Source organism: Burkholderia sp. Bp8984 (assembly GCF_003853755.1).
Taxonomy (GTDB): domain Bacteria; phylum Pseudomonadota; class Gammaproteobacteria; order Burkholderiales; family Burkholderiaceae; genus Burkholderia.
Genome location: NZ_QTQN01000049.1, coordinates 1 through 22,643, shown reverse-complemented (window position 1 = coordinate 22,643; position 22,643 = coordinate 1). Strand labels below are relative to the sequence as shown.

Here is a 22,643-nt window from a genome sequence, read left to right as displayed (position 1 = left end):
AACAATATTATTCAGGAGACTGAAATGAATGTTGCTCGCAGAGCACTCGCCGTCGCCACCGTGCTGGCGTTCGGCATCACCGCCCCTGTCCACAGCCAGGCCAAGGCAAAGATCTACACGCTTCTGCCGAATACGGCACTGTCCGGTGTGGTGGATCCGGCCCTGCCCGATCGAACGGCGGTCCGCAAGGCATGGCCGAAGCAGCCGGCCAATCCGAACCAGCTAAAAATAGGCTGGACCGACATCACGCTGGGCAATCCGTGGTTCGTTGAGCTCATCAAGGGGGCACGGCAGAGTGCGGCGAAATACGGTTACTCGATCGACGTGCAAGTGGCCGACGGCGATCTGCAGCGCCAATGCGCGCAGATCGACAACTTCGTCACGCGCAAAATGGACGTCATTGTGGTCGATCCGACCGATACGCTAGGTGTGTCCGCATGCATCAATCGCGCCGTCGATGCCGGCATTCCGGTCGTCACCGTCGGCACCACGCCGGACGCGAGCGCCCGAGTGCTCACCACACTGCTTGGCAACCCCTATGCAAGCGGTTTCGAGGTAGGCCGGTACGTGGCGAAGGAGGCAGGCAAAGACACGCCGATCGACGCAGCCGTCGTCATCGGCGTGCTCGGAAACTCGACGTCGGAAAGCCGCATCAACGGACTGATCGCGGGCATCGTCGATCAGCGCATGCGCGAGCGCACCACAAGCGCGAGCCGAGAGGACGCCATGTTGCGCGGCTTCGAACTGTTCCAGACCTTGAAGAAAACCGGCAAGCTGAGCGCCCCGGACATCAGATTCAACGTACTCGCGCTGGGCGTAGGCAAGTGGACCGAGGAAGGCAGCCTCGCAGCAACTGAAGATATTCTCTCCGCGCACGGCAACAAGCTGAATTTCATCCTCTCCGAGAACGACTTCATGGGGCTCGGCGCATTGCGCGCCGTACGAAACATGGGCAAGCAGGGGAAGATACGCATCGCCGATGCAGCCGGCGGTTACCGTGGAGAGCTTGACCAGATCAAGAAGGGCAACATCCTCGTGTCCGGCGAAAACTCCGGCGAGCAGACCGGTGTGGCTGCCATCGAATTCATCCACAACGCGTTCACGCGGCGCGTCGATGCGAACAATCTGCCCATGGGCTCCGGTTTCCCGCCGGCAATCATCACGCAAGGCAACGTCGACCAGAAGATCGATCCGAATCCGGCGAACCTCTTCTACAAGTACACGATTCCGCCCGTCCGGTCGATTTCGGAGATTCGGGCGCAAGGCACAAGCAACTAATTCGTTTCGCTTTGTTCCGCATGTAATGCAAGGGCGTGCACTGCCTTGGTCCGCACGCCGCGTGCTTTCACTGGAGATTCACTTCATGAGCTTTGACACCGACAGTTTTCGCGACAATCTTTTTACAGGACGGCACGTGCTCGTTTCCGGCGCGACGAGCGGCATCGGGCTTGCCATCGCGCGTGCGTTCCACCGACTCGGCGCGCATACCATCGCCACGGGCTCATCCGCAACGAAGCTCGACGCGCTACGCAACGAGGCGTCGCTGACCGGCCTGCGTTTTGCCGCGCTGGACGTGCGCAGCCACGGCGAAATCGACGCATTCTTCGGCAGCCTCGGCCGCCTTGACGTGCTCGTCAACGCGGCCGGCGTCGCTCGCCCGCGCGACGAATACGCGGATGATGTGTTTAGCGATGTACTCGACGTCAACCTGCGTAGCGTAATGCGCGTGTCGCAGGCCGCACGCCCGCTCCTCGAACAGTCGCGCGGCTCGATTGTCAATATCGCGTCCATGCTCAGCTACCTCGCCGACGCCGACGTACCGGCCTACTGCGCCAGCAAGACCGGCGTGGTCGGTCTGACTCGCTCGCTGGCCCATGAATACGGGCCGCGCGGCGTGCGCGTGAATGCGATCGCTCCCGGTTACCATCGAACCGACATGACGCGGATATTCTGGGAATCGGAAGAGTTGTCGCGCAAGATCGTGTCGCGTTCCGCTCTCGGTCGCTGGGGCGAAGCAGGGGATCTCGCGGGCGCGGCGGTGTTTCTCGCGTCACCCGCCGCGGCTTTCGTGACCGGGGTGACGCTGCCCGTCGACGGAGGATATGTGTCCGGCTTCTAGGCCGATTCGATACGGCGTTCGAAGCCGATCAGCCAAAAACGGCCGCCCGTGGCGGCCATTTCCTTTTCCGCACGTTCGGCGATCAGGCGATGCCGCCGAAGCACAGATACTTGATCTCGAGATAGTCGTCGAGGCCATAACGCGATCCTTCCCTGCCAAGGCCGCTTTCCTTGACGCCGCCGAACGGCGCGACTTCGGTCGACACGATTCCGTCGTTGATGCCGACCATTCCGTACTCGAGCGCCTCCGCGACACGCCACACCCGCGCGATATCACACCCGTAGAAATACGAAGCAAGCCCGAACGGCGTATCGTTTGCGAGCGCGATGGCTTCCGATTCCGTCTTGAACCGGAAGATCGGCGCAATCGGGCCGAAAGTCTCTTCGTCAAAGATGCGCATGTCGCGTGTGGCGTCGGCCAGGATAGTCGGCTCGAAGAAATTCGCCCCCTGCGCAGCGCGCTTGCCGCCGGCCACGACACGTGCGCCCTTCGCGAGCGCATCCTGCACATGCTCTTCGACCTTCGAAACGGCAGCGGCATCGATCAGCGGCCCGATCGTGACGCGTTCGTCCAGGCCGTTGCCGACCACCAGCTTGCCGACGGCCTCCGCGAGTCGCGCGACGAAGCGGTCGTAAATGCCATCCTGCACGAGCAGGCGGTTGGCGCACACGCAGGTTTGACCGGCATTGCGATATTTCGACGCGATCGCACCGCGCACTGCCGCATCGAGGTCGGCATCGTCGAACACGATGAACGGTGCGTTACCGCCTAGTTCCATCGATGTCTTCTTGACCGTTGCGGCACACTGGGCCAGCAGTTGTTTGCCGATTTCCGTCGAGCCGGTAAACGACAATTTGCGCACGAGTGGATTCGACGTGAGTTCCGCACCGATCTGATTCGCTTTGCCCGTCACGCACGAAATTACTCCGTACGGAATACCGGCGCGTGCGGCGAGCACGCACAGCGCCAACGCACTGAACGGGGTTTGACTCGCAGGCTTGAGTACCATCGTACAGCCGGCGGCCAGCGCCGGCGCGAGTTTTCGCGTGAGCATCGCGGCCGGGAAGTTCCATGGCGTGATGGCCGCACAGACACCGATGGGTTGCTTCAGTACGACGATTCGCTTGTCGCCGGCCGGCGACGGAATCGTGTCGCCATAAACCCGTTTGCCCTCTTCGGCGAACCACTCGACAAACGACGCCGCGTAGTCGATTTCACCGCGGCTCTCGTTCAGCGGCTTGCCCTGTTCGAGCGTCATGATTTTCGCCAGATCGTCGCGATGTTCGCGCATCAGCTCGTACCAACGGCGCAGCAACGCGGCGCGCTCCTTTGCCGTTTTCGCACGCCAATGCGGCAGCGCCTGCGCAGCCGCATCGATCGCGCGGCGTGTCTCGACCGTGCCCATCCGAGGGACCGTGCCAAGCAACGCGCCGGTTGCCGGATTGAACACGTCAATGGTCGTGCCGTCATCGGCCGCGCCCCACTCACTGCCGATCAGGCACGCGTCTCTCAACAGATCCATATCGCGCAGCTCCGCGCCGCGCCAGCCATCGTCATTCAACATCGCTACTCCCGTTTATCAGAACCGGCGCGAAGTGGTGGCGCCCGAGTTCCGATGTCGGGAGATGGCTTCGCGAGCCAGCGCGTCGCTGCCACCCTTCGCGTACCGTAAACACCTCGATTACCGCGTGCCGCCCGCGATACGGTGAGCTGTTTTGCGGGCGGCTGGCACGTCAGGTCGCCTTCGCGAGCGCGGCTCGCGCAACGCGGGTGATCCCGGGACCGTCGAGTTCGTAGTGCGCATACAGATGCGTCGGCGGTGCGATCAGGCTGTACTCGTCGTAGATTCCGTGCCGCACGAGCCGCACGCCGAGCCCCTCGTCGGCCAGGACCTCGGCCACCGCCGCACCCAGCCCGCCGATCACGTTGTGCTCTTCGACCGTGACGAGCACCTTCGACTGTCGCGCCGCCGCGATAATGGCGTCACGGTCGAGCGGCTTGATGGTCGGCATGTCGATCACGCCCGCCGAAATGCCTTCCGCCCTCAGATTGTCAGCCGCTTCGAGTGCACCGGCGACCGGCAATCCGCAGCCGATAATGACGACGTCGCGTCCCACCGAATGAACGATGGCTTTGCCGATCGTGAACTCGACACCATCCTCATAGACTTTCGGATCCCGCCCGCGTCCGATGCGGAAGTAGATCGGGTCGGGCCACGTGGCCGACGCGCGGATCGCGGCGGCGAGCTGCGCGCCGTCGGCGGGCGAAATGACGGTCAGATTCGCAATCGCGCGCATCGTCGAGATGTCTTCCGTTGCATGGTGCGAGGTACCGTAGAAGCCGAGCGAGATGCCGGTATGGTGACCCACGAGCCGCACCGGCAGCTTGCAGTACGCGACATCCATGCGAATCTGCTCGCAGCACAGCAGGCCGAGAAACGATGCGAAGGTCGCGACGAACGGCATGAGGCCCGTGGTCGCCATGCCGGCGGCGGCGGAAACCATGTTCTGCTCCGAGATGCCGAATTGCACGTAGCGCTCCGGGAATTCGCCGGCGAACTTGTTCAAGCCGTTCGAATACTGGAGATCGGCGGAGCCGGCGACGACGGGATGACCTTCGCGCGCGAGATCGATGAGCGCATCGGACAGATAGTCGAGGCCAGGATTGCGCGCGTTGAGCGCGCGGTACTGCCACGAATCGGGATTTTGCGGAGTAGACATGCTTAGATCACCTTGCTCTTGATTTCTTCGATCGCCCGTTGCGCGTCATCGGGTGCCAGATAGCCGAGATGCCAGCCGGGTTCGGTTTCCATGTACGACACGCCCTTGCCCTTGACCGTCTTCGCGATGATGCAGACCGGCTTGCTGCGCACCGGGTCGGCCTTCACACGACGCAGCAGCGGCACGAGGGCGGTCAGATCGTGGCCGTCTACTTCATGCGTCTCCCAGCCGAAGGCGCGCCACTTCTCCGCAAGCGATTCGATACCGATGACGTCGTCGACCTTGCCGTCGAGTTGATAGCCGTTGCGATCGACAATCGCGATGAGGTTCGAGAGGCGGTGATGCGCGGCGAACAGCGCGGCTTCCCATACCTGCCCCTCCTGCATTTCGCCGTCACCCAGCAACGTAAAAACCTTGAAGGGGCTGCCTGCCATCTGCGCCGCCTTGGCCATGCCGGCACCGTTCGATAGCGCGTGGCCGATCGACCCCGAGCTGAAATCGACGCCCGGAACCTTGGTCATGTCCGGATGATCGCCGAGCGGATTGCCGAGACGGGAGTAGCCATCGAGCGTCTCCCGGTCGATGAACCCGTAGTCCGCAAGAATGGGAAAAAGTCCGACGGCCGCGTGCCCTTTGCCCATCGTGAACCGGTCGCGATCCTTCCATTGCGGGTTGCCGGCACGCAGTGCCATGACGTCGTAGTAAAGCGCGGCAAAGATTTCGGCTGCGGAAAACACCGACGTGTAGTGTCCCGTCTTCGCGATTTCTATCAGACGAATCGTCTCGAGGCGGACGAATTGCGCCTTCTCGCGCAACTGCGCGAGCGTCTCCCTGGAAAGCGCCTGATCGCTCTCCTGCAATGCTGTCGACATAGAGTCTCCTATTGGAACCTGAAAGGAACGAGGCGAGCGCGGCAAGACTCGGCATTCCGCCTTCGTTTCATACATGATGCATCATATATCATGATAGCGCAATGATCGACGTGCCCTGTCTTCTGTTGTCGATGTGTACGCGTGGCATTCCGGCAATCATGAATCGCGCTCCGCAAATTGACCTTGCCGTATCGCCCTCAAATGATGCATCATATATCTTCAAACAACACGGAGACACGCATGATGACCACTCCACCCTCCTCGCCCACGGTCAATGGCGAAACACAGGTTATCGTCCTGATGGCGTGGCCGTCCGCTCACGTCCGGACGCCCACACTGTTCAATGCCCTTTGCGCGAGGAAGAACATCAACGCGATCATGGTTCCGTGGGCCGTGCGTCCCGAGCATCTGACGCAGGCATGGGACGGACTGCGGCACATCGCCAATCTGGCCGGTGTCGTGCTCACTATTCCGCACAAGCAGGCGGCGGCAGAACTGTGTGAGGAACTCGATGGCGACGCATCGTTGCTCGGCGTTGTGAACGCGGTCCGCCGCAACGCGAGCGGCAGTTACACGGGGCGAATGTATGACGGTTCCGGTTTTGTCGCCGGCATGCTGCGCGAGGGCATCGCGCTCGCGGGCAAGCGCGTGCTTTTGCTTGGCGCAGGTGGAGCGGCGACTGCCCTTGCGTTGGCACTGGCGCGCGAGGGCATTGCACGGCTGACGATCGCGAACCGCAGTCGAGAAAAAGCAAGCGACCTGGCGGCACTCGTCGGAAAGGCAGTGCCGAACTGCGAGGTAAAAGCGGGCAGCGACGAGCCAGGCAATCACGACATCGTGATCAACGCAACGTCGCTAGGTCTGAAACCTGACGACGCGCTGCCCTGCGACACGTCGAAGCTGACGCCCGCAATGGTCGTCGCTGAGGTGATCATGCAGCCCGCGGTCACGCGGCTTCTGGTAGAAGCTGAAGCGCGTGGCGCCCGCACTCACCGTGGCGAACACATGGTTATGTCGCAACTCGATCACTTTGTCGAATTCCTGCTCACCACCGTGAATGCGTAAGGCTGAGGCTGGCGTCCTTGTCGCCCAACGTCTCAGCGAGCTCGCCACCCAGATACGCGGTCCTTGCAAGCAAACCGATCGGCGATTCCGGCACGCTTACTGCACCCTAGTCACTGATGCATCCGATGAGATTCATCTGTTCAGGATTCCATATCTAATTCTATTCGACCGGTACTCGAAATCATGACTGCACTCATTTTTGGCTCTCCGGGCCGATACATCCAGGGCGACGGACTCCTTGACGATATCGGTCAATACATTCGCGAATGCTCGGAGCGTGCGCTGATCCTTTGCGACTGCTTCGTGAAAGAACAGTTCGGATCGCGAATCGCGGCCTCGTGCGCCGCGCACGAAATCGACGTACGCTGGATTGCGTTCAGCGGTGAACTTACGGATCGAAAGATTCGCGAGCTCGAGCAGGCCGCGCATTCGTTCGACCACGAAGTCGTTGTTGCGATCGGTGGCGGCAAAACGCTCGACGCTGGAAAGGCGCTTGTCGATGCTGCACATTGCGCGTTGATCACCGTGCCCACCGTTGCATCGAACGACTCCCCAACTTCCAAAAACTATGTGGTTTACGACGAGGATCATCAACTCGTGGCGGTCAGGCACTTGCGGCGCAGCGCCACGTACGTGTTGGTTGACACAACGTTGATCGCGCAGGCGCCGACACATTTTCTGCTTGCCGGCATCGGTGATGCGATCAGCAAATACTTCGAAGCAGAGCAGTGCCTGCACAGCGACGGCAAAAACATGTTCGGCGCCAGGCCGTCCTACTCTGCGTACGTACTCGCGCGCGAGTGCTTTTCGATCATTCGCGCCCACGCGGAGACGGCGCTGGCCGAGCTCAAGCACGGCCGCACTGCTCCGGTATTCGACCGGCTTGTCGAAGCCGTCATTCTGATGAGCGGCCTGGGCTTCGAAAGCGCGGGGCTATCGATCGCGCACTCGATGACGCGTGGCCTGTCCCGGCTCGAAACGTCGGCGCGGGCACCACACGGCTTGCAGGTCGCGTACGCGCTGCTCGTTCAACTACATCTCGAACGTCGAGCACCGGACTTCATGCGCGACATGATCGGCCTCTATGCGCGCATTGGTCTGCCGGTCCGCTTGTGCGACCTGGGTTCTGGCGTCGTCACTCGCGAGCACTACGAGACCGTCGCTCGCTTCACGTTACAAGCACCCTACTCGGCAAATTTCGAGCGCACGCTCGGCATCGCGGACATCGTCGCGGCAATGGAAGCCATCGACCACGCTACTGCCTGAGCCCACAGGCAGCGCGAACCGGGCGCGAAAACATTTCCCGCGACAATAAATTGGAGACTTCATGACTTACCTTTCTCATCTTTCCTCGTCGTCGCGACGTGCCACGTCGCAACCTTCATCTCATCGGCGATCCTTGATCGCGTCCAGCCTCGGCAATTTACTCGAATGGTTCGACTGGACGGTCTACACGGTCGCATCGGTCTATATTGCTGGCGCGCTGTTCGATAATACGAACAAGACATCGTCGCTGCTCGGTACGCTGGCCGTATTCGCTGCAGGCTTCTTCGCCCGCCCGTTGGGTGGCATCGTATTCGGCGCGATCGCCAACCGGATCGGGCGCCGCTCGGTACTCTTGAGTACGATGCTCCTCATGGCGTTCGCGAGCCTTCTGATCGCGATCATCCCGCCATATGACGCAATCGGCAGTTGGGCCTCGGCTGCATTGCTGGTAGCGCGACTCGTGCAGGGTGCGGCGCACGGCGGCGAAACAACTGCGTCCTACGCCTACGTTGCCGAAATCGCTCCTCCGGCGCAGCGTGGTTTGTGGTCGAGTGCCGTGTTCATTTCGGTCGGCGCCGGCTCGCTGCTTGCCACCTTTTTTCTTGCGTCGCTCACGGCGTTCCTTTCACCGAACGCCATGCAGGACTGGGGATGGCGGGTGCCGTTCGCGTCAGGCGGGTTTCTCGCGATATTCGCGCTATGGCTGCGCCGCAATATGGTGGAGAGCATCAGCGTTGACGCTTCGACTAACGCCCGTCATAAACCGTGGCCACGGGCCAAGGTCGTGCGTGAAGGCTTGAAGCTGTTCGTGTATGAGGCCGGTTCGACGCTTACCTACTATACGTGGGTAACGTCCGCGGCCATCTATGCAATCAGTGTCAAGCACATGGATCCGCACCGCGCGTTCGCAATGAGTTGCATTGCCCAGGTGATCTATCTGATCGCGCTTCCGCTCATTGGACGCCTTTCCGATTTCACAGGACGCAAGGTTACAACGCTCATCTCGCTACTCGGCATCTCGATCACCATCTTTCCGCTCTGGAGCTTGATTTCCAGCGAGCCGTGGACGTTGCTTGTCACGCAATCGGTCGGGCTCGTGCTCGTTGCATTTATCACCGGGAGCAAGCCTGCAGCCATTTCGGAACAAGTGCCGACACGCTACCGCACCCGTCTCTTCGGCTTCTTCATTTCACTTGCGGTCGCATTCTTCGGCGGCACCGCCTCATATCTGAATGCATGGTTGTATTCCATCAACAGGGGGCAGCTATTCAATGTCTATCTTATCGTGGTGGCCGTAGTCGCGAGTTGCGCCGTGCTGACATGGAAAAACAACACCGGGGTAAAGCTGGACGATATCGAATGAGCTTGGATACCGACCCTGATCTAGGAAATAGTCAGGGTCAAAACTGGAGAAATTCGACATGACGTGTCCGACTGGGACACGAAGGCCATGTCATGAAGACGAGCAAGTTTACGGAAGATGACCTGCCCTGGAATTTTCGGACCAGTTGAAACTTGAGAGAATGGCTTCCAACGGAGAAAAGGAAGTCATGAAGAAGAGCCGGTTTACCGAAGAACAGATGGTCACCATCCTGCGCGAGGCGGACAAGGCGCCGGTCGCGGAAGTTGCGAAGAAGCACGGGGTCAGCGAGCAAACCATTTACAACTGGCGACAACATTTCGGCGGGCTGGAGGCTGCCGACGTGAAGCGGCTCAAGCAGCTCGAGCAAGAGAATGCGCGGCTGAAGAAGATGCTGGCCGAGCGCGATCTCGAGCTGGACGTGATGAAAGAGATCAACGCAAAAATGTATGGTCCGCCCCGGTTTTGCAAGCGGGTTCTGTGTGACGAAGCAGTCTGCGTAAATGTATCCGGCCTCTCGCGAGTCAGCCGCTTTTGGCGGCAAGGCCATGATGGGATATGCGCGCTCGGTTCCCAATAAATGGACTGACCTCAAGGACCGCTTTTTTGTCCCGGGTTTACCGAACGCCGTAGCACAGTTTCGTCATCAGGTATCAGCCTGCAAACTTGGAAGGGTGTTCATTGCCTCCTACTGCTGTTTCGGTTGCCTAAGATAGAACGCGCCTTGTCGGGTCAGTACGGCCCACGCAATTCTTGCGAGCTTGTTGGCCAAAGCGACGATGACTTTGTTGCGATGTATGCCCCGTGCTTCCATTCGGCCTATCCAGGCACCGAGATGATCTTTTGTTCGATCGAGATGCAGCACACAGGAACGAGCGCCGTGCACAAGCAGCTTGCGCAAATAGGGATTGCCGCGCTTACTGATTCCGAGCAAGCACTGTTTGCCACCCGTCGAGAATTCCTTCGGCACAAGCCCAAGCCAGGCCGCCAGATGCCGACCGGATTTGAATTGAGTGCCTGTTCCGGCGAAAGCAGTAATGGCCGTCGCTGTGAGTTGGCCGATACCCGGGACTGATGTCAGTCGCGTGGCAGCATCGTCGGCGCTGGCAATAGATTCGATTTGCTGCCGAAGTTGCAGCAGACGTGCCTCGATGGAACGATATTCCTGCCATAGCTCCTCGAGCAGGCGGCGCATCGACGGAGTCAGTCCGTTTTGGTCATCTGAGAGAATCGACGGCATGTCACGGACGAAGTATGCGGCGCCGACACTGATGGTGAGACCGTATTCGAGTAGAAAAGCACGGGCCTGATTGATGACGGACATCTTGTTGGAGACGAGTCGTTGCCGGACACGGTGTAGCGCTTGTAAATCGAGCTGGGCCTCTGTCTTCGGCTGTGCGAAGCGCATGGTGGGACGGGAAATCGCTTCGGCAATCGCCTCTGCGTCGATCATGTCCGTCTTGTTGGACTTGACGAACGGTTTGACGAACTGCGCGGGGACTATCCGGACCTCGTGACCTGAGAGGACGGCCTTACGAGCAAGCCAGTTACTGCCGGGGCAGGCCTCCATCCCGACAACTGTTGGTGACGCACGGGCGAGAAATTCGATGAGGCGTTCGCGAGTGAAGCGGCTTCTGAACACCGGCTTGCCAGCGAAATCGAGTCCGACGACGTGAAACGCTGATTTGCCGATGTCGATGCCCATGCGAACCACGACAGGTTTGACAGGCTGACTCATGACACACCTCCTCGGAAGCTGTACGTGTCACCGCCGATTATGCGACTGCGGGAGGGGCGGACCATCCTATTAGTGGTGAGCGCGCCCGCCCGACGCCAGCAGGTCACCTACGCGAAAGCACGGGGCCTGTCGGAGCGACGTGCGTGCGCGCTGATGTCGGTCGCCCGATCGGCGCTGCATTACGAATCGACGCTGGCCGTGCGGGACGCGCCGGTGCTGGCAGCGATGAGCATTCTGTCGGCGCAATATCCGCGTTATGGTTACCGCCGCATCCAGATCTTTCTGGAGCGGCAAGGTCACCCGATGAGCGCCGACCGGGCTTGGCGGCTGTGGCGTCTTGCCGGGTTGCAGGTGCCGCGCAAGCGACCCCGTCGACGCGTGTCGGTCCATCGCCCTCGGCCGCAGCCGGCGACGGCGGCACGACACGTTTGGGCGTACGACTTCGTATTCGACGCGTGCGCCAACGGCCATTCACGCGCGTACTCGTCGATCACCGCTAGTCACTTCAACTGCTGGTTCGCCGTTCTGCGCGACGGTACGATTTCACTCAAATCGGGCCCATCACTCATCGAAACAATCTGGCCCCGCACGGCCGATCGCCCCTCGACGAAAAAGGGGCGGAGCCTGCCAGGGCCTTCGTCCAAGTCAATACGGTATCGGTGGCAACGAGCAACCCTTCGGCGGGCCGTCCCCGACTCGGGGCGCGACGGTATCTCTTGTCGCACACATGAAAGCACGGTGATACGTCACCATATGGCCCTTCCATGTTGAGAATGTATAGTCGTTATCCCATCGCATTTCGTAACGATAAGGTCCACAACCCCACTGGGTACACGTCGGATTCTGCCTTTTTCCCGTCGCCCTCCAAACACCTCTATAATCCGCCGCTGGAATGTACTTATCGAGCGCGATTATCATCGCATACGCCGTAGATCCGGATGGCACATAGATTGTTTGCCCAATGGTGAAACTCTGCTCTTGCGTCACGGCCTGACTATAGGAGGCACTTAGGCCGCCGCCTTGGCTTTTGAAGGTCGGGGATAAATCGATACCGATCGTCCACTGCCTCGTGATCGACGTGCTACGGCCTTCTGTCTTGTTCGCTGTGCATCCACTATTCGACGGCGTACTGCAACTGAGCGTAAATTCGGGATAATATTTTTGGACCCTCCACACCCAATACGTTCCTTGGGCACCTTGATTGGAATAGTACGAAATATACGAATTATTTCGATCAGCGGAAATCGTTGGATCCGTCACCCACTTCGTTGTTCCGGTAGCGAGAGCGTGACTATTTTGGGAAAGCAAGCCCAGGCAAGCCGCGAGCAATGTTGCCAGAACGGCATATCGAGAGGATTCAATTTTCATTCGATTCACCCCGCAATCATTGCGTTTTTTGTTTAATCAACGAATCGCTTCCACGTCGCCCGAGTTTGGGCAAGAGCGTGGCCAACTCATCTCGCTCTGCGGCATCAAATGCGAGTACGCCTACCCCCTCATCCGGCGCCCCCTTATACAGCAACGCAACCGCTGCTTTGCGCCCGACATGGGCCAATTCGATACTAAGGTCGAGAACGCGCTGTTGACTATCGGCACTCCCCGATGAATCGATGATTATCAGATAGCCTTCGTTCAGCGCACTGGATACTTTCTCTTTATAGCGACCGAAATCTTCATCTGCGTTCACAATCACCCCGTCAAATTGATTCTGAATTGCGGGATTCACCGAATCGCTGGACTGGATTGTTGCAGAACGGCCAAGTTCTTGCATTGCAATCCCCATGGATCCACTCGACAAGTTGACCCATGCAGATTTTCTTACGGAATAGTCCTTATCGATCGCGACGGAATTTTTCCCGGCGGTCGAAAGGGAGTTCGATTCGAACTGCTGCCCGGATGCAGACTGCTGCGTCAGCACACTGGCAGGAGAACCTACAGCTCCGTCATCCCCTCCACACGCACTGACCGCAAGCGACGAAATTCCCATGAACAACGCAATGCGCCACCTCATCCGACACCCCCAAATTCATTGAAAGTTTCTAAGTTTCAAATAACCACCCACAACAAAACAACCAATACATCAGCACACCGCATCATTACAGCGAATCGATATTTGCAAAAAGCCGCATCGAATACCGTGCAGCGGGTCCCATTCGGATAATTACCTCGGAAGCACCACCGGGCCGTGACACCACCCCACACGACCATAACTCATTCTTGACTCCAATTTACAACCCGCAGCCTAACCCGCCTCATTTTTACGAGGAAATTAAATATCTCGATAAGTGTTATTAATTATAATAATATGCCTCTCATGCACACCAGCTCAGCCATTCCACATACAATCACGATCGACTATTTGAATATGTGAAGATCAAAAACTCCCATTTTATTCATCAAATGCCAAACCGCCTTACTCCCAGCCACCACATGCGATTCGCGACAATTCCATGGATGGCGCTCCAAGCAAGACGGAAATCTTGATCCGTCGAGCAAAACTATTGTTCCGCGCCACCGAATGACAATCGTCAAGGAAATGAATTACCGTTTTTAATTCCGAGATTCAGCACATCCCGATAATGATTGACCTCGATCTATTGAACACCCTGCTGTGCGTCGTCGAAGAGCGGAACTTTACGAGAACCGCGGAGAGAATCCACAAGACGCAATCCACAGTAAGTCAACAAATATCGAGGCTCGAGAGATCACTTGGACACACGTTGCTCGTCCGTGATAGAAGTGGTAACAATGTTGTCGTCACGGAACAGGGTGAAATATTGGCGACCTACGCGCGTCGTCTTATTGAACTTGCCCAGGAAGCAAAAAATGCTCTTGCGGCCAACCGGGATTTGATTCAAATTCGAATTGGAATACCAGAAGATTTTCGGGTCGACCGGATTACGCAAGTTCTTTCCGGATTCGCCTGTATAAACCCGTCCATTCGACTTGAAATAGCAAGCGGCATGAGTATTGATCTGCATGCGAAGCTTGCTGCTGATCAGCTTCAACTCGCCTTGGTAAAACGGGAACCCGGAACGGGGGCGTGTGTGGCGTCTTGGCCAGAGTCCGTCGTCTGGGTGACAAACCGGCAGACTGTCACGCCGTACGACGTGTTGCCATTGGCAGTCTTTCCTCGAGGATGCATCTACAGGGCACGAGCGGTATATGCTCTCAAAAAAGCAGGAATACGATGGAGAGTTGGTTTCGAAAGTCCCAGCTTGACCGGAATTCAAGCCGCGGTATCTGCCGGCTTGGCCGTTGGCGTATTGCCAAGATCTGCCGTCTTGCCCTCCCATCGAATCCTGTCGTCCTCCGATAAGCTGCCCGATTTACCGGGGACCGAACTTGCCTTAATTGCAAAAGTGAATCCAGTCAGCTTTGAACAACGTCCTCTCGTAATTTTTCTTTGCAGTGAAATCGAAAAAATCCTAGACGATCAGGAAAATTAAAGGAATGATGGCGTAAGAGATCAGTCTATTCGCCGATGATCAACATCCTCTCGCGGCGATGAATCAGAGCGCCGGAGAATGATCTGAAACAGCCACGGTTTCGACACAAGGCATAAACGGACTCGTATCGGATCGCCGAATTTAACCGCGCAATTTCAGGTTGCTCAGGCACATGGCTTTCAGCACCCTTCGCCGTCACACCAGGAGCCAATGCCGCAAGCGCACACGCCGTTCTATTCTCGGTTGGCCATAAAACGGCTGTCGCCCAATACAGATGCAGCCCCGACTCCCAATTACTTGCCGCCGCCGATCGATATCCGCCATAACTCGTAGCGCTCGTGACCGTTTGGGACCAGACCTGCGACATGGTCACTCAGCGCGCTCGACGTGAAGACGAGATCGCCGGTCGGAAGCAGAGCCGGAGTGTCCGGCCAATGCACGCCATCGTCGGATGCGATCAACGACATCGATTTCGTGCCCGGTTCGTACTTCACGATGCCATTGTGCGTGACATCGGTAATGTAGAGCACACCGTGCGAATCCGTCACGATTCCGTCCGTGTTGCCACCGACAGCACCAAGATCACGAATCTCCGTGGCGATCTGCTCATCTGTTGCACCGTGCAGCCTAAGAACGGCGGTCGGAACCGAACGTGCGCGTGTTCCTGTCGTCACGGTCCAATACAGCGTCGCACCGTCCGGCGACAGCGCGATACCATTGATACCTATCAGCAGCGGCTTTTCCGGCCATACTTCAACGCCATGGGAGACGACCTTTACCCCCGCTTCGACCTGCAAATACGGATGCCCGTCCAGCACACGTCGCGCCGTGCCTGACGCAAAATCGGCGACGATCAGTCCGACCTTGTTATGCGGTGAACTGCGCGAGCCACTGTCGGAAACATACGCGATGCGCCTGTGTTCGTCGACGACGATGTCGTTGAGGAAGCTGCCGACACGATCGGCCACACCGTCGAGGGCGATGCGCTTCACGATTCGTCCGGATTTCAGATCGAACACCACGATTTTCTGGGCTCCAGCAGGTGCCTCCGATTCGCCGGCAACGAACCCCATGTCAAGTGCCCAGAGCCAGTCGTTTTTCCGATCGACGTAGAAGCCCAGCACGTTGCGCAAATGCTCGCTCGGAGCAGTTGCTGTGGAATTGCCTTCCATTGACGGAAATGGCGTCAGTCGCGCCGGGCCGGTAGTTGCCCGAGTATCCAGCCTGCTCAGCGTCGCCGGTGTCGACGCGGCGACAAACCGCGGGGTACTCACATATGCGGTACCGCGTGCGTCGAAATGAAGCCCGGCAATCGGCGCATTGACCGAGCCAGCGAACGGCGCGGGATCCCCACCGTCTTTCGGAATCTCCCAACTTACTCCGGCGTAGCTCCGCCAGCGTTCGAGCCGGGTATCGGCCACCGCAGTCGCTGCGGTCGCGCAACTGATGAAGGCAATTGCGAAAGCAAATGACGTAACTCGACTCAATCGCTCGAACATGATGAAGGATGGTGAATTCGTTAGATGTGGTTATGCGACTTGATGCAGATGCAGCAATTTGAAGTTTTCGATCCATTGACCGGCGGTCGCGCGGAATGCGTCCATCAGCGGGCTGCGCATGTGGTACTCCCACGACGCGCGGTCCGCCCATTGCTCAAAAAAGACGACCATCCCCGGCTGATCCAGCGATTCATGCAGTTCGTAACTGAGGCAGCCGGGCTGGTGGCGCGCCATCTCGACGAGTTCCTGCTGGGCTTGAACCAGCGCCGCTTCGCAACCGTGCTTCGCCTCTACGAGTGCGACAATGACGTGGGCTGACATATCGAGGCACCTGTTCACAGAATCGACCGAAAAGTGCCGCCTTCGACGCGCACCGCAGCACCGTTGGATGCGGCACCCAAAGGACTGACCAGCAACGCCACTATGGCGGCAATCTCGTCGGCCTCGATCATGCGGGTGATCAGTGAGCTCGGACGATACGTGTCGAAGAAGTGGGATTCGATTTCCGCATCGGTCATATCGGGCCGTGGCGCGGTCTGCCGCAAATACGCGACGATGCCTTTGGAGCGCGTAGCGGACGGCAGTACGCTGTTGACGGTCACACCCGTACCCTTCGTCAGTTCGGCCATTCCGCGCGAGACGGCGAGCTGGGCCGATTTGCTGACACCGTAGTGCACCATGTCCGGCGGCGTGAACGCCCCGACTTCGCTGGACATGAAGATGACACGCCCCCAGTTCTTCGCAAGCATGCGAGGAAAGTAATGACGTGACAGCCGTACGCCCGACATAACGTTGACATCGATCATTCGCAGCCATTCGTCATCAGTGATCTCGGCGAAGGCCCTGGATTCGTAGTAGCCAAGGTTATTCACGAGAATATCCGTATCCGGCTGCGCTTCGATCAGTTCCGCGACACCTCGCTTGCCGCTCACATCGGCGACGATTCCGCGCACGCTGCCGCGATGCGCGGTAGCGGATATCTCGGCGACGGCGGTGTCGAGTTTGTCACGCTGACGCCCGGTGATCGTGACCGACACACCTTCGCCGGCCAACGTTCGTGCAATGGCCATACCGATGCCAGCGGTGGCGCCGGTGACGATGGCAGTTTTACCTTCAAGTTGCAGATCCACCGTTTGCTTCTCCCTTGCTCGTCGAAGGACCGGCTACGCCGGTCCATTGCGTGGCATTACTTCAGCCGCTTCAGCATCTCGCCCGCGACGTCGAGTGCGGAGGCCGGATTCTGACCGGTGATCAATTCGCGGTCGGTCACCATGTGCGCGGTAAATGGCACCTCGTTGCTGCTATAGATGCCGCCGGCCTGCTGCAGCGCGGTCTGCGGATAGAACTTCATCACTCCGCCGCCAAGCAGTCCTTTTGCCTGCTCCTCTTCCGCGTTGCTGATCACCGTCATGCGGTAACCGGAATAGATCCATTTCGGGTAGCTGCCGCTCGCGTTCCCCGAGGCGAGCTTTCGTGCAAAGCCCTGTGCATCGGGCAGGGTCGACAGCAACGCAATCGGACCATGACAAACGAGCGCCGTGGTCTTGCCGCGCGCGTGAAAATCGGCCAGCAGTCGGCCCACCGCGGGGCTGGTCAGAAGATCCTGCATCGGCGCGTGGCCGCCGGGAACATAGACGGCATCGAAGTGCCCGTAACCGATCTGCTCCACCCGCGACAGACTGATCACGGGAGAGTGCGAGCGCGACGTGATTTGCAGCTTGTCGAGCAAAGCCTGGTAACCGCGCATCGCCTTTTCGTCGCCGTTGAAGTACATCTTGTCGGCAGACGTCGCATCCATCGCGGGCGCGTTGCCCTCGGGCGTGGCGAAGGTCACCTGGTGGCCGGCATCAAGCAAGGCCTTCACGGGCTGCATCAGTTCGTTCAGGTAGAAGCCCGTCGCGAAGACCTTGCCGTCCTTCAGATCGAGGTGATCGGAATCCGACAACACCACGAGCACGTTGGCCGCGTGAGCGCTGTACGCTGCAATGCCGAGCATGGCGGCAACGGCGAGCTTGCGCATCGAATGCATAGCGTTCTCCATGGGGAATTTCAGGCCTGCCCTGAGTGATTCAGCAACAGATAACGGATCGCCGCGCCAACGCCGGAAGCCGACTGCGGGTTCTGGCCGGTCACGAGACGTCCGTCGACGACGACCTTCGCCGTCCAATTCGGTACGGGATGGTGATGCGCGCCGCGCTGTGTCAACGTGCTCGCGAGCAGGAAAGGCACGACGCGATCGAGCTGAACCGCGCGCTCCTCTTCATCCGTGAATGCGCTGAGGTTCTTGCCGGCGACCAGGTACGTTCCGTCGCCGAGGGTCACATCCACCAGCGCGGCGGGGCCATGACATACCGCACCGACCACACCACCTGCCTCATAGACCGCGCGAGTCACCTTTTGCACGTCGGGATTGCCCGGAAAATCCCACATCGCACCGTGGCCGCCTGCAAAGAAGACAGCCGCATATTTCGACGCGTCGACATCGCCCAGTCTCTGCGTGTGGCGCAGCGCGTCGCGGAAAGCACTGTCGTTCCAATAGCGCACGTTGACTTCGTCCGTCAGGTCAAGCCCGTCGACGGGCGGCTCGCCGCCCAGAATCGACGCGAATTCGACCGGGATGCCGGCCGCGTCGAGCTCGGCAAGCGGATGCGTCACTTCGCCGAGATAAAACCCGGTCGGCTCGCCGGTCGAGCCTTTCGTCGCGTGGCTCGTGAGTACGAACAGCACGGACAAGTCCTGCCGGTCGCGATGTTCACTATTCATGGTTCGCTCCTCGATTTCAGTGGGTGACCCGACGACGGATCACAATGCGCCCACTTTATTTGACTCAATGGAGGAGATAAACTGAGTCAGAAGTAAATCTTCTGTTCTCCGGAGGACAAGATGGGGCGAAGATTCGACCATCTCGGTGATGTGGAAGCGTTTGTCACGGTAATTGAAAAAGGCTCGATGACCGCCGGCGCGGTGGCCTTAGGCAGCACACCTTCGGTTCTGAGCCGAGCTATCACGCGCCTGGAGACTCGGCTGGGTGTGCAATTGCTGCGTCGTTCGACCCGACGGTTGAGCCTGACGGAGCAAGGCAGGCTCTATCTGGAACAATCGCGCGCAGCGTTCTTGTTGATCGACGATGCCGAGCGCGCCATTCAGGGGCAGGACGGCGCGCTGACAGGTCATGTCCGGCTCAGCGTACCGACGACGTACGGACACTATCGTCTGCCACCGCTGCTTCGGCAGTTCACGCAGCAACACCCGCAGGTTCGCGTGGAGTTGAATATCGCGAACCGGAACGTCGATCTGGTGGCCGAAGGTTTCGATCTGGCGATCCGGCTAGGCGCATTGCCCGACAGTGGACTGGTCGCGCGCAAGCTCGAAGATGCAGCGTTATGCCTGGTAGCGTCGCCCGATTACATCGCCAATGCTGGCATTCCGGAAAACGTGGCCGATCTGGAGCGCCACCTTTGCTTGCCTTTCATGCTGCCCAGCAGCGGCCGTATCGCACCGTGGGTGTTCCAGGACGGCGGTCAGGACATCGACTGGCTGCCGCCTTCGAACGTCGCGGTCTCCGACGATGTGCTGGGTGTCGTTTCAATGGCGCAGAGCGGCGCCGGCATCTGCCAGACCTATGATTTTATTGTTCGGGACCGGATTCAGGCCGGAACTCTCGTCGAACTGCTGCCCCACCTCCGTGGCCGCACACGGCCGTTTTCTGTGATTTATGCGCCTCATCGTCGCTTGTCTGCGGCATCACGGGCCCTGATCGACATGCTTGTCGCGTCTACCCCCGATTCATCCAAATGAAAGCAGAATGATGGTTGATGGACTCTCAGCGCTCAGCACGGGTTCGGGAAATTCGAACGGCTCACTGATTGCCACGATTGAACGGCACTAGTGAATGCAAGTGGCGTAGCGGCTTCATGCAACGATTCGAAGCACGTTGAAATCAGCCTGAAGCCGGCATGTCTTAAGGCTTTTCGTATTCGGGCGGTTACGCGCGTTTGATTTGCTTGATCAAAAAATCGACCATATCTCGCTGTGCGTTGTCAAGAATATCGCCGGTGCCGACTAGCGCAAGCTCTGACGGTGGCAATGGAGGCAAATCGGTGCAGACTCGATGCTCCGGCAAGATCGCAGACTTCGGTAGCACCGAGATAGCCAGACCTGCGGCGACCGCTGCCTGAATCGCAGTAAGGCTTTGGCTGCCAAACGCTATGCGCCAGGCACGCTGCGCCTTGTCGAGACTGCGGATCGCCCGCTGACGGTAAATACATCCGTGGGGAAAAAGCGCAAGCGCGATCGGCTCATCCGAATCCGGCTTCGGGGGATCAGCATCCCGCCCCCGCACCCAAGCAAGCGACTCTGGCCAAGCCGCGAAGCAGTCGCCTCTGCCGGGTTCCCGCTTGACGAGTGCGAGGTCTATTTCCCTCGCGGCAAGCTTGCCTTGCAAATCCGCGCTCATACCCGCCGACGTTTCAAGCCTCACATCCGGTCGGACCTTCAGAAAACCCGAGAGTATTGCCGACATGCGCCGCGCATCGAAGTCCTCCGGGACCCCGATTCGAACCGGCGAAAGCTTGACGTCGCGCTGGAGCACCTCGCGGGCTTCCTGCGACAACGCCAGCAGCCTCCGCGCGTACTGCGCGAGCAAGACACCGTGTTCGGTGGCAACGACATGATTCCCCGAACGGTCCCTGAGCAGCAGCGGGCGACCTACCGACTCTTCCAGCTTTCGCACCTGCTGGCTAACAGTCGACTGCGTGCGATGAACACGTTCGCCTGCACGAGTGAAGCTGCCTTCATCAACGACGCAAATCAGCGTCTTCAGTAGCTCGAGATCAAACATGGTCAGTCATTTGAAATTTAAATATCAATGATTTTATTATCTAATTTCTAAATATGAGACCTTCTGCCTATGATGCGAATGTCTTCTAGCCAAACAGGAACAATGATGTCACTGAAAGATACGAGTCGGCCACAATGGCTGACATTCGACTGCTACGGCACGCTCATTCAATGGGACGAAGGTTTGCTGGCAGCGGTACGCGAGATTCTTGGAAAACGGCAGGCAACGGAGGTCGACGCATCCAGATTCATCGAGGTTTACGACCGGTATGAACATGAGCTCGAGCAGCAATCGCCCCACCGCACCTTCCGTCAGGTTTCCGGTCAGGGCCTTCGACTTGCGCTGGAGGAATTCGGGCTTGCCGGGAGCGAAAGCGACGCCGCAGTGCTGACTTCGAGGATTGCGGCGATGCCACCGTTTCCCGAGGTCGTCGGCACGCTAGGGAAGTTGAAAGCAATGGGATACCGTCTGTGTATTGTCTCGAATACGGACGACGACATTATTGCAGGCAACGTCGCACAACTTGGCGGCTATATCGACAGGGTCATTACTGCACAACAGGCCGGGGCCTACAAACCAGCACGTCGGCTGTTTGATTACGCGCACGAACAGCTTGATGTATCGAAGGACGACGTTGTTCACATTTGCGCCAGCCCGCATCTGGACCACGCAGCGGCGCGAGACATCGGATTTCGTTGCGTGTGGATTGATCGAGGCACGGGTCGAAAATTGCTGCCGGACTACACTCCAGACGCGACGTTACAGACGCTGCACGAAGTACCGGAACTCTTTGCTACGCTCAACTGGTAGTCCATTGTCCCGTTACCCCGATCACGGCTTGCCCAAGTGCATGCAATATTGCCGGAAGAAGCGACGCGTTCCGATCGGGGTACATCACACACGCTTCTCATCATCGACATACTGATCGCGGTCCGGCACATAAACCCTGATCCCAGAACGACACGTAACGATTTGCATCCGGTGACCCGAAACGTCGACGCTGAATCCCGACGCAAATCAGGATGACTCTCGCTCCAGGACTGCCCCGCTCCACCACCCATCTTGCTCCGCTTCCGACACCGGCAAGAACCCGTTGGTTTCCCAAGATCACTTGTCGGACCGGCCGCTGAAAAACTTGATCGGCATGGTGCCGGTCTACTTGGTAAGGCGACTGAGACTTCTCTCTTTGAGCCGTTGAAGGGCGCTCAGGTCGGATCCTCTTGCTCCCGATGCCAAAGGTCGTGGATGCTTTGCATGCAACGCGCTCCAACTTCCAACGACGGCCTCAAGCTCAGTTCGCTCCAGCACAAACGCATTCTGCCAGCTCATGTGGCTGGATCATCTACATGATTGGTCCGGTACTGGCCTCGACACATCCGATCGCAATCAGTCGGTTCGGTCGATGCGAATGTCCGGACTTTCAGGACACGAAGGCGTGAGAGTCAAGTCATGTGATATCACTCCCTGCATTGCTCGTTTCGACCAGCATCGTCGGCATGCCGCACTTGTTCACGAGGTTACTCACCCAGATACGCAGCCCGCACCTTCGGATCGTCGAGCATCTGCTTCGCGTCGCCTTCCATCGTGACCGTGCCGGAATCCATCACGTAGCCACGGTCCGCCGCCTGCAGCGCGAGGCGCGCGTTCTGCTCGACCAGCAGCACCGTGATGCCCTCCTTCGAGATCTCGCGCACCACTTCGAAGATCTTCTCGAC

General features: G+C 58.8%; 19 protein-coding genes and 3 pseudogenes. 10 read left to right on the top strand and 12 right to left on the bottom strand.

Annotation, left to right across the window (positions count from 1 at the left end):
- The first annotated feature begins 24 nt into the window (after positions 1-24).
- Positions 25-1,278, top strand: coding sequence for a sugar ABC transporter substrate-binding protein (locus DID98_RS32620; protein ID WP_124489523.1), 1,254 nt, complete (start codon positions 25-27; stop codon positions 1,276-1,278).
- Positions 1,279-1,363: 85 nt separating this feature from the next.
- The gene (locus DID98_RS32615; RefSeq protein WP_124489522.1) at positions 1,364-2,119 is read left to right on the top strand and encodes an SDR family NAD(P)-dependent oxidoreductase; all 756 of its coding nucleotides are present in this window, start codon (positions 1,364-1,366) and stop codon (positions 2,117-2,119) included.
- Positions 2,120-2,201: 82 nt separating this feature from the next.
- Here the strand turns inward: DID98_RS32615 and gabD are convergent, their stop codons facing one another.
- The 3 genes from gabD to DID98_RS32600 form a co-directional block, all read right to left on the bottom strand.
- Positions 2,202-3,683, bottom strand: coding sequence for an NADP-dependent succinate-semialdehyde dehydrogenase (gene gabD / locus DID98_RS32610; RefSeq protein ID WP_124489521.1), 1,482 nt, complete (start codon positions 3,681-3,683; stop codon positions 2,202-2,204).
- 169 nt (positions 3,684-3,852) lie between these two features.
- Positions 3,853-4,839: a transketolase family protein gene (locus DID98_RS32605; RefSeq protein WP_124524290.1), complete on the bottom strand. Its 987-nt coding sequence runs from the start codon at positions 4,837-4,839 to the stop codon at positions 3,853-3,855.
- 2 nt (positions 4,840-4,841) lie between these two features.
- Positions 4,842-5,711 (bottom strand): transketolase, encoded by an 870-nt coding sequence (locus DID98_RS32600; protein WP_124524289.1) that lies wholly within the window; start codon positions 5,709-5,711, stop codon positions 4,842-4,844.
- Between the two features lie 240 nt (positions 5,712-5,951).
- On the opposite strand from DID98_RS32600, the gene DID98_RS32595 reads away from it, so the two are divergent.
- The 4 genes and pseudogenes from DID98_RS32595 to DID98_RS32580 form a co-directional block, all read left to right on the top strand.
- Entirely contained in the window at positions 5,952-6,776 is an 825-nt protein-coding gene (locus DID98_RS32595) for a shikimate dehydrogenase (RefSeq protein WP_124489518.1), read from the top strand.
- A 183-nt stretch (positions 6,777-6,959) separates the two neighbouring features.
- Positions 6,960-8,042 carry a glycerol dehydrogenase gene (locus tag DID98_RS32590; RefSeq protein ID WP_124524288.1) on the top strand — a complete coding sequence of 361 codons (1,083 nt, stop codon included), beginning with the start codon at positions 6,960-6,962 and terminating at the stop codon, positions 8,040-8,042.
- 61 nt (positions 8,043-8,103) lie between these two features.
- Positions 8,104-9,405 (top strand): MFS transporter, encoded by a 1,302-nt coding sequence (locus DID98_RS32585; RefSeq protein WP_124524287.1) that lies wholly within the window; start codon positions 8,104-8,106, stop codon positions 9,403-9,405.
- A gap of 187 nt (positions 9,406-9,592) precedes the next feature.
- Positions 9,593-9,847 (top strand): annotated as a pseudogene (locus DID98_RS32580) (transposase); the annotation flags it as partial.
- Positions 9,848-10,090: 243 nt separating this feature from the next.
- On the opposite strand, the gene DID98_RS32575 reads toward DID98_RS32580, so the two are convergent.
- Positions 10,091-11,140, bottom strand: a complete 1,050-nt coding sequence (locus tag DID98_RS32575) for an IS110 family transposase (protein WP_124524286.1) — start codon at positions 11,138-11,140, stop codon at positions 10,091-10,093.
- A 72-nt stretch (positions 11,141-11,212) separates the two neighbouring features.
- Here DID98_RS32575 and DID98_RS32570 point away from each other — a divergent pair.
- Positions 11,213-11,612 (top strand): annotated as a pseudogene (locus DID98_RS32570) (IS3 family transposase); the annotation flags it as partial.
- A 912-nt stretch (positions 11,613-12,524) separates the two neighbouring features.
- On the opposite strand, the gene DID98_RS32565 reads toward DID98_RS32570, so the two are convergent.
- Positions 12,525-13,127, bottom strand: coding sequence for a hypothetical protein (locus DID98_RS32565; RefSeq protein WP_124469844.1), 603 nt, complete (start codon positions 13,125-13,127; stop codon positions 12,525-12,527).
- A 592-nt stretch (positions 13,128-13,719) separates the two neighbouring features.
- Between DID98_RS32565 and DID98_RS32560 the strand changes: the two genes are divergently transcribed.
- Entirely contained in the window at positions 13,720-14,589 is an 870-nt protein-coding gene (locus DID98_RS32560) for a LysR family transcriptional regulator (RefSeq protein WP_119338660.1), read from the top strand.
- A gap of 293 nt (positions 14,590-14,882) precedes the next feature.
- Here the strand turns inward: DID98_RS32560 and DID98_RS32555 are convergent, their stop codons facing one another.
- The 5 genes from DID98_RS32555 to DID98_RS32535 are packed head-to-tail and all read right to left on the bottom strand — an operon-like array spanning position 14,883 to position 18,851.
- Complete coding sequence (locus DID98_RS32555; protein WP_124524285.1) at positions 14,883-16,088, bottom strand: L-dopachrome tautomerase-related protein; 1,206 nt, start codon at positions 16,086-16,088, stop codon at positions 14,883-14,885.
- 30 nt (positions 16,089-16,118) lie between these two features.
- The gene (locus tag DID98_RS32550; RefSeq protein ID WP_124524284.1) at positions 16,119-16,409 is read right to left on the bottom strand and encodes a putative quinol monooxygenase; all 291 of its coding nucleotides are present in this window, start codon (positions 16,407-16,409) and stop codon (positions 16,119-16,121) included.
- A 14-nt stretch (positions 16,410-16,423) separates the two neighbouring features.
- On the bottom strand, positions 16,424-17,218 hold the full coding sequence (locus DID98_RS32545) for an SDR family NAD(P)-dependent oxidoreductase (protein WP_124524283.1): 795 nt from the start codon (positions 17,216-17,218) through the stop codon (positions 16,424-16,426).
- Positions 17,219-17,274: 56 nt separating this feature from the next.
- On the bottom strand, positions 17,275-18,129 hold the full coding sequence (locus tag DID98_RS32540; RefSeq protein WP_260426326.1) for a type 1 glutamine amidotransferase domain-containing protein: 855 nt from the start codon (positions 18,127-18,129) through the stop codon (positions 17,275-17,277).
- An 8-nt stretch (positions 18,130-18,137) separates the two neighbouring features.
- Positions 18,138-18,851 carry a type 1 glutamine amidotransferase domain-containing protein gene (locus DID98_RS32535; RefSeq protein ID WP_124524282.1) on the bottom strand — a complete coding sequence of 238 codons (714 nt, stop codon included), beginning with the start codon at positions 18,849-18,851 and terminating at the stop codon, positions 18,138-18,140.
- Positions 18,852-18,971: 120 nt separating this feature from the next.
- Here DID98_RS32535 and DID98_RS32530 point away from each other — a divergent pair, with 120 nt between their 5' ends.
- Positions 18,972-19,886: a LysR family transcriptional regulator gene (locus DID98_RS32530; protein WP_124489509.1), complete on the top strand. Its 915-nt coding sequence runs from the start codon at positions 18,972-18,974 to the stop codon at positions 19,884-19,886.
- Between the two features lie 187 nt (positions 19,887-20,073).
- On the opposite strand, the gene DID98_RS32525 is transcribed toward DID98_RS32530, so the two are convergent.
- Complete coding sequence (locus tag DID98_RS32525; protein ID WP_059619746.1) at positions 20,074-20,928, bottom strand: LysR substrate-binding domain-containing protein; 855 nt, start codon at positions 20,926-20,928, stop codon at positions 20,074-20,076.
- A 105-nt stretch (positions 20,929-21,033) separates the two neighbouring features.
- On the opposite strand from DID98_RS32525, the gene DID98_RS32520 reads away from it, so the two are divergent.
- Complete coding sequence (locus tag DID98_RS32520; RefSeq protein WP_124524281.1) at positions 21,034-21,738, top strand: haloacid dehalogenase type II; 705 nt, start codon at positions 21,034-21,036, stop codon at positions 21,736-21,738.
- A gap of 707 nt (positions 21,739-22,445) precedes the next feature.
- On the opposite strand, the pseudogene DID98_RS32515 reads toward DID98_RS32520, so the two are convergent.
- Positions 22,446-22,643 (bottom strand): annotated as a pseudogene (locus DID98_RS32515) (ABC transporter ATP-binding protein); the annotation flags it as partial.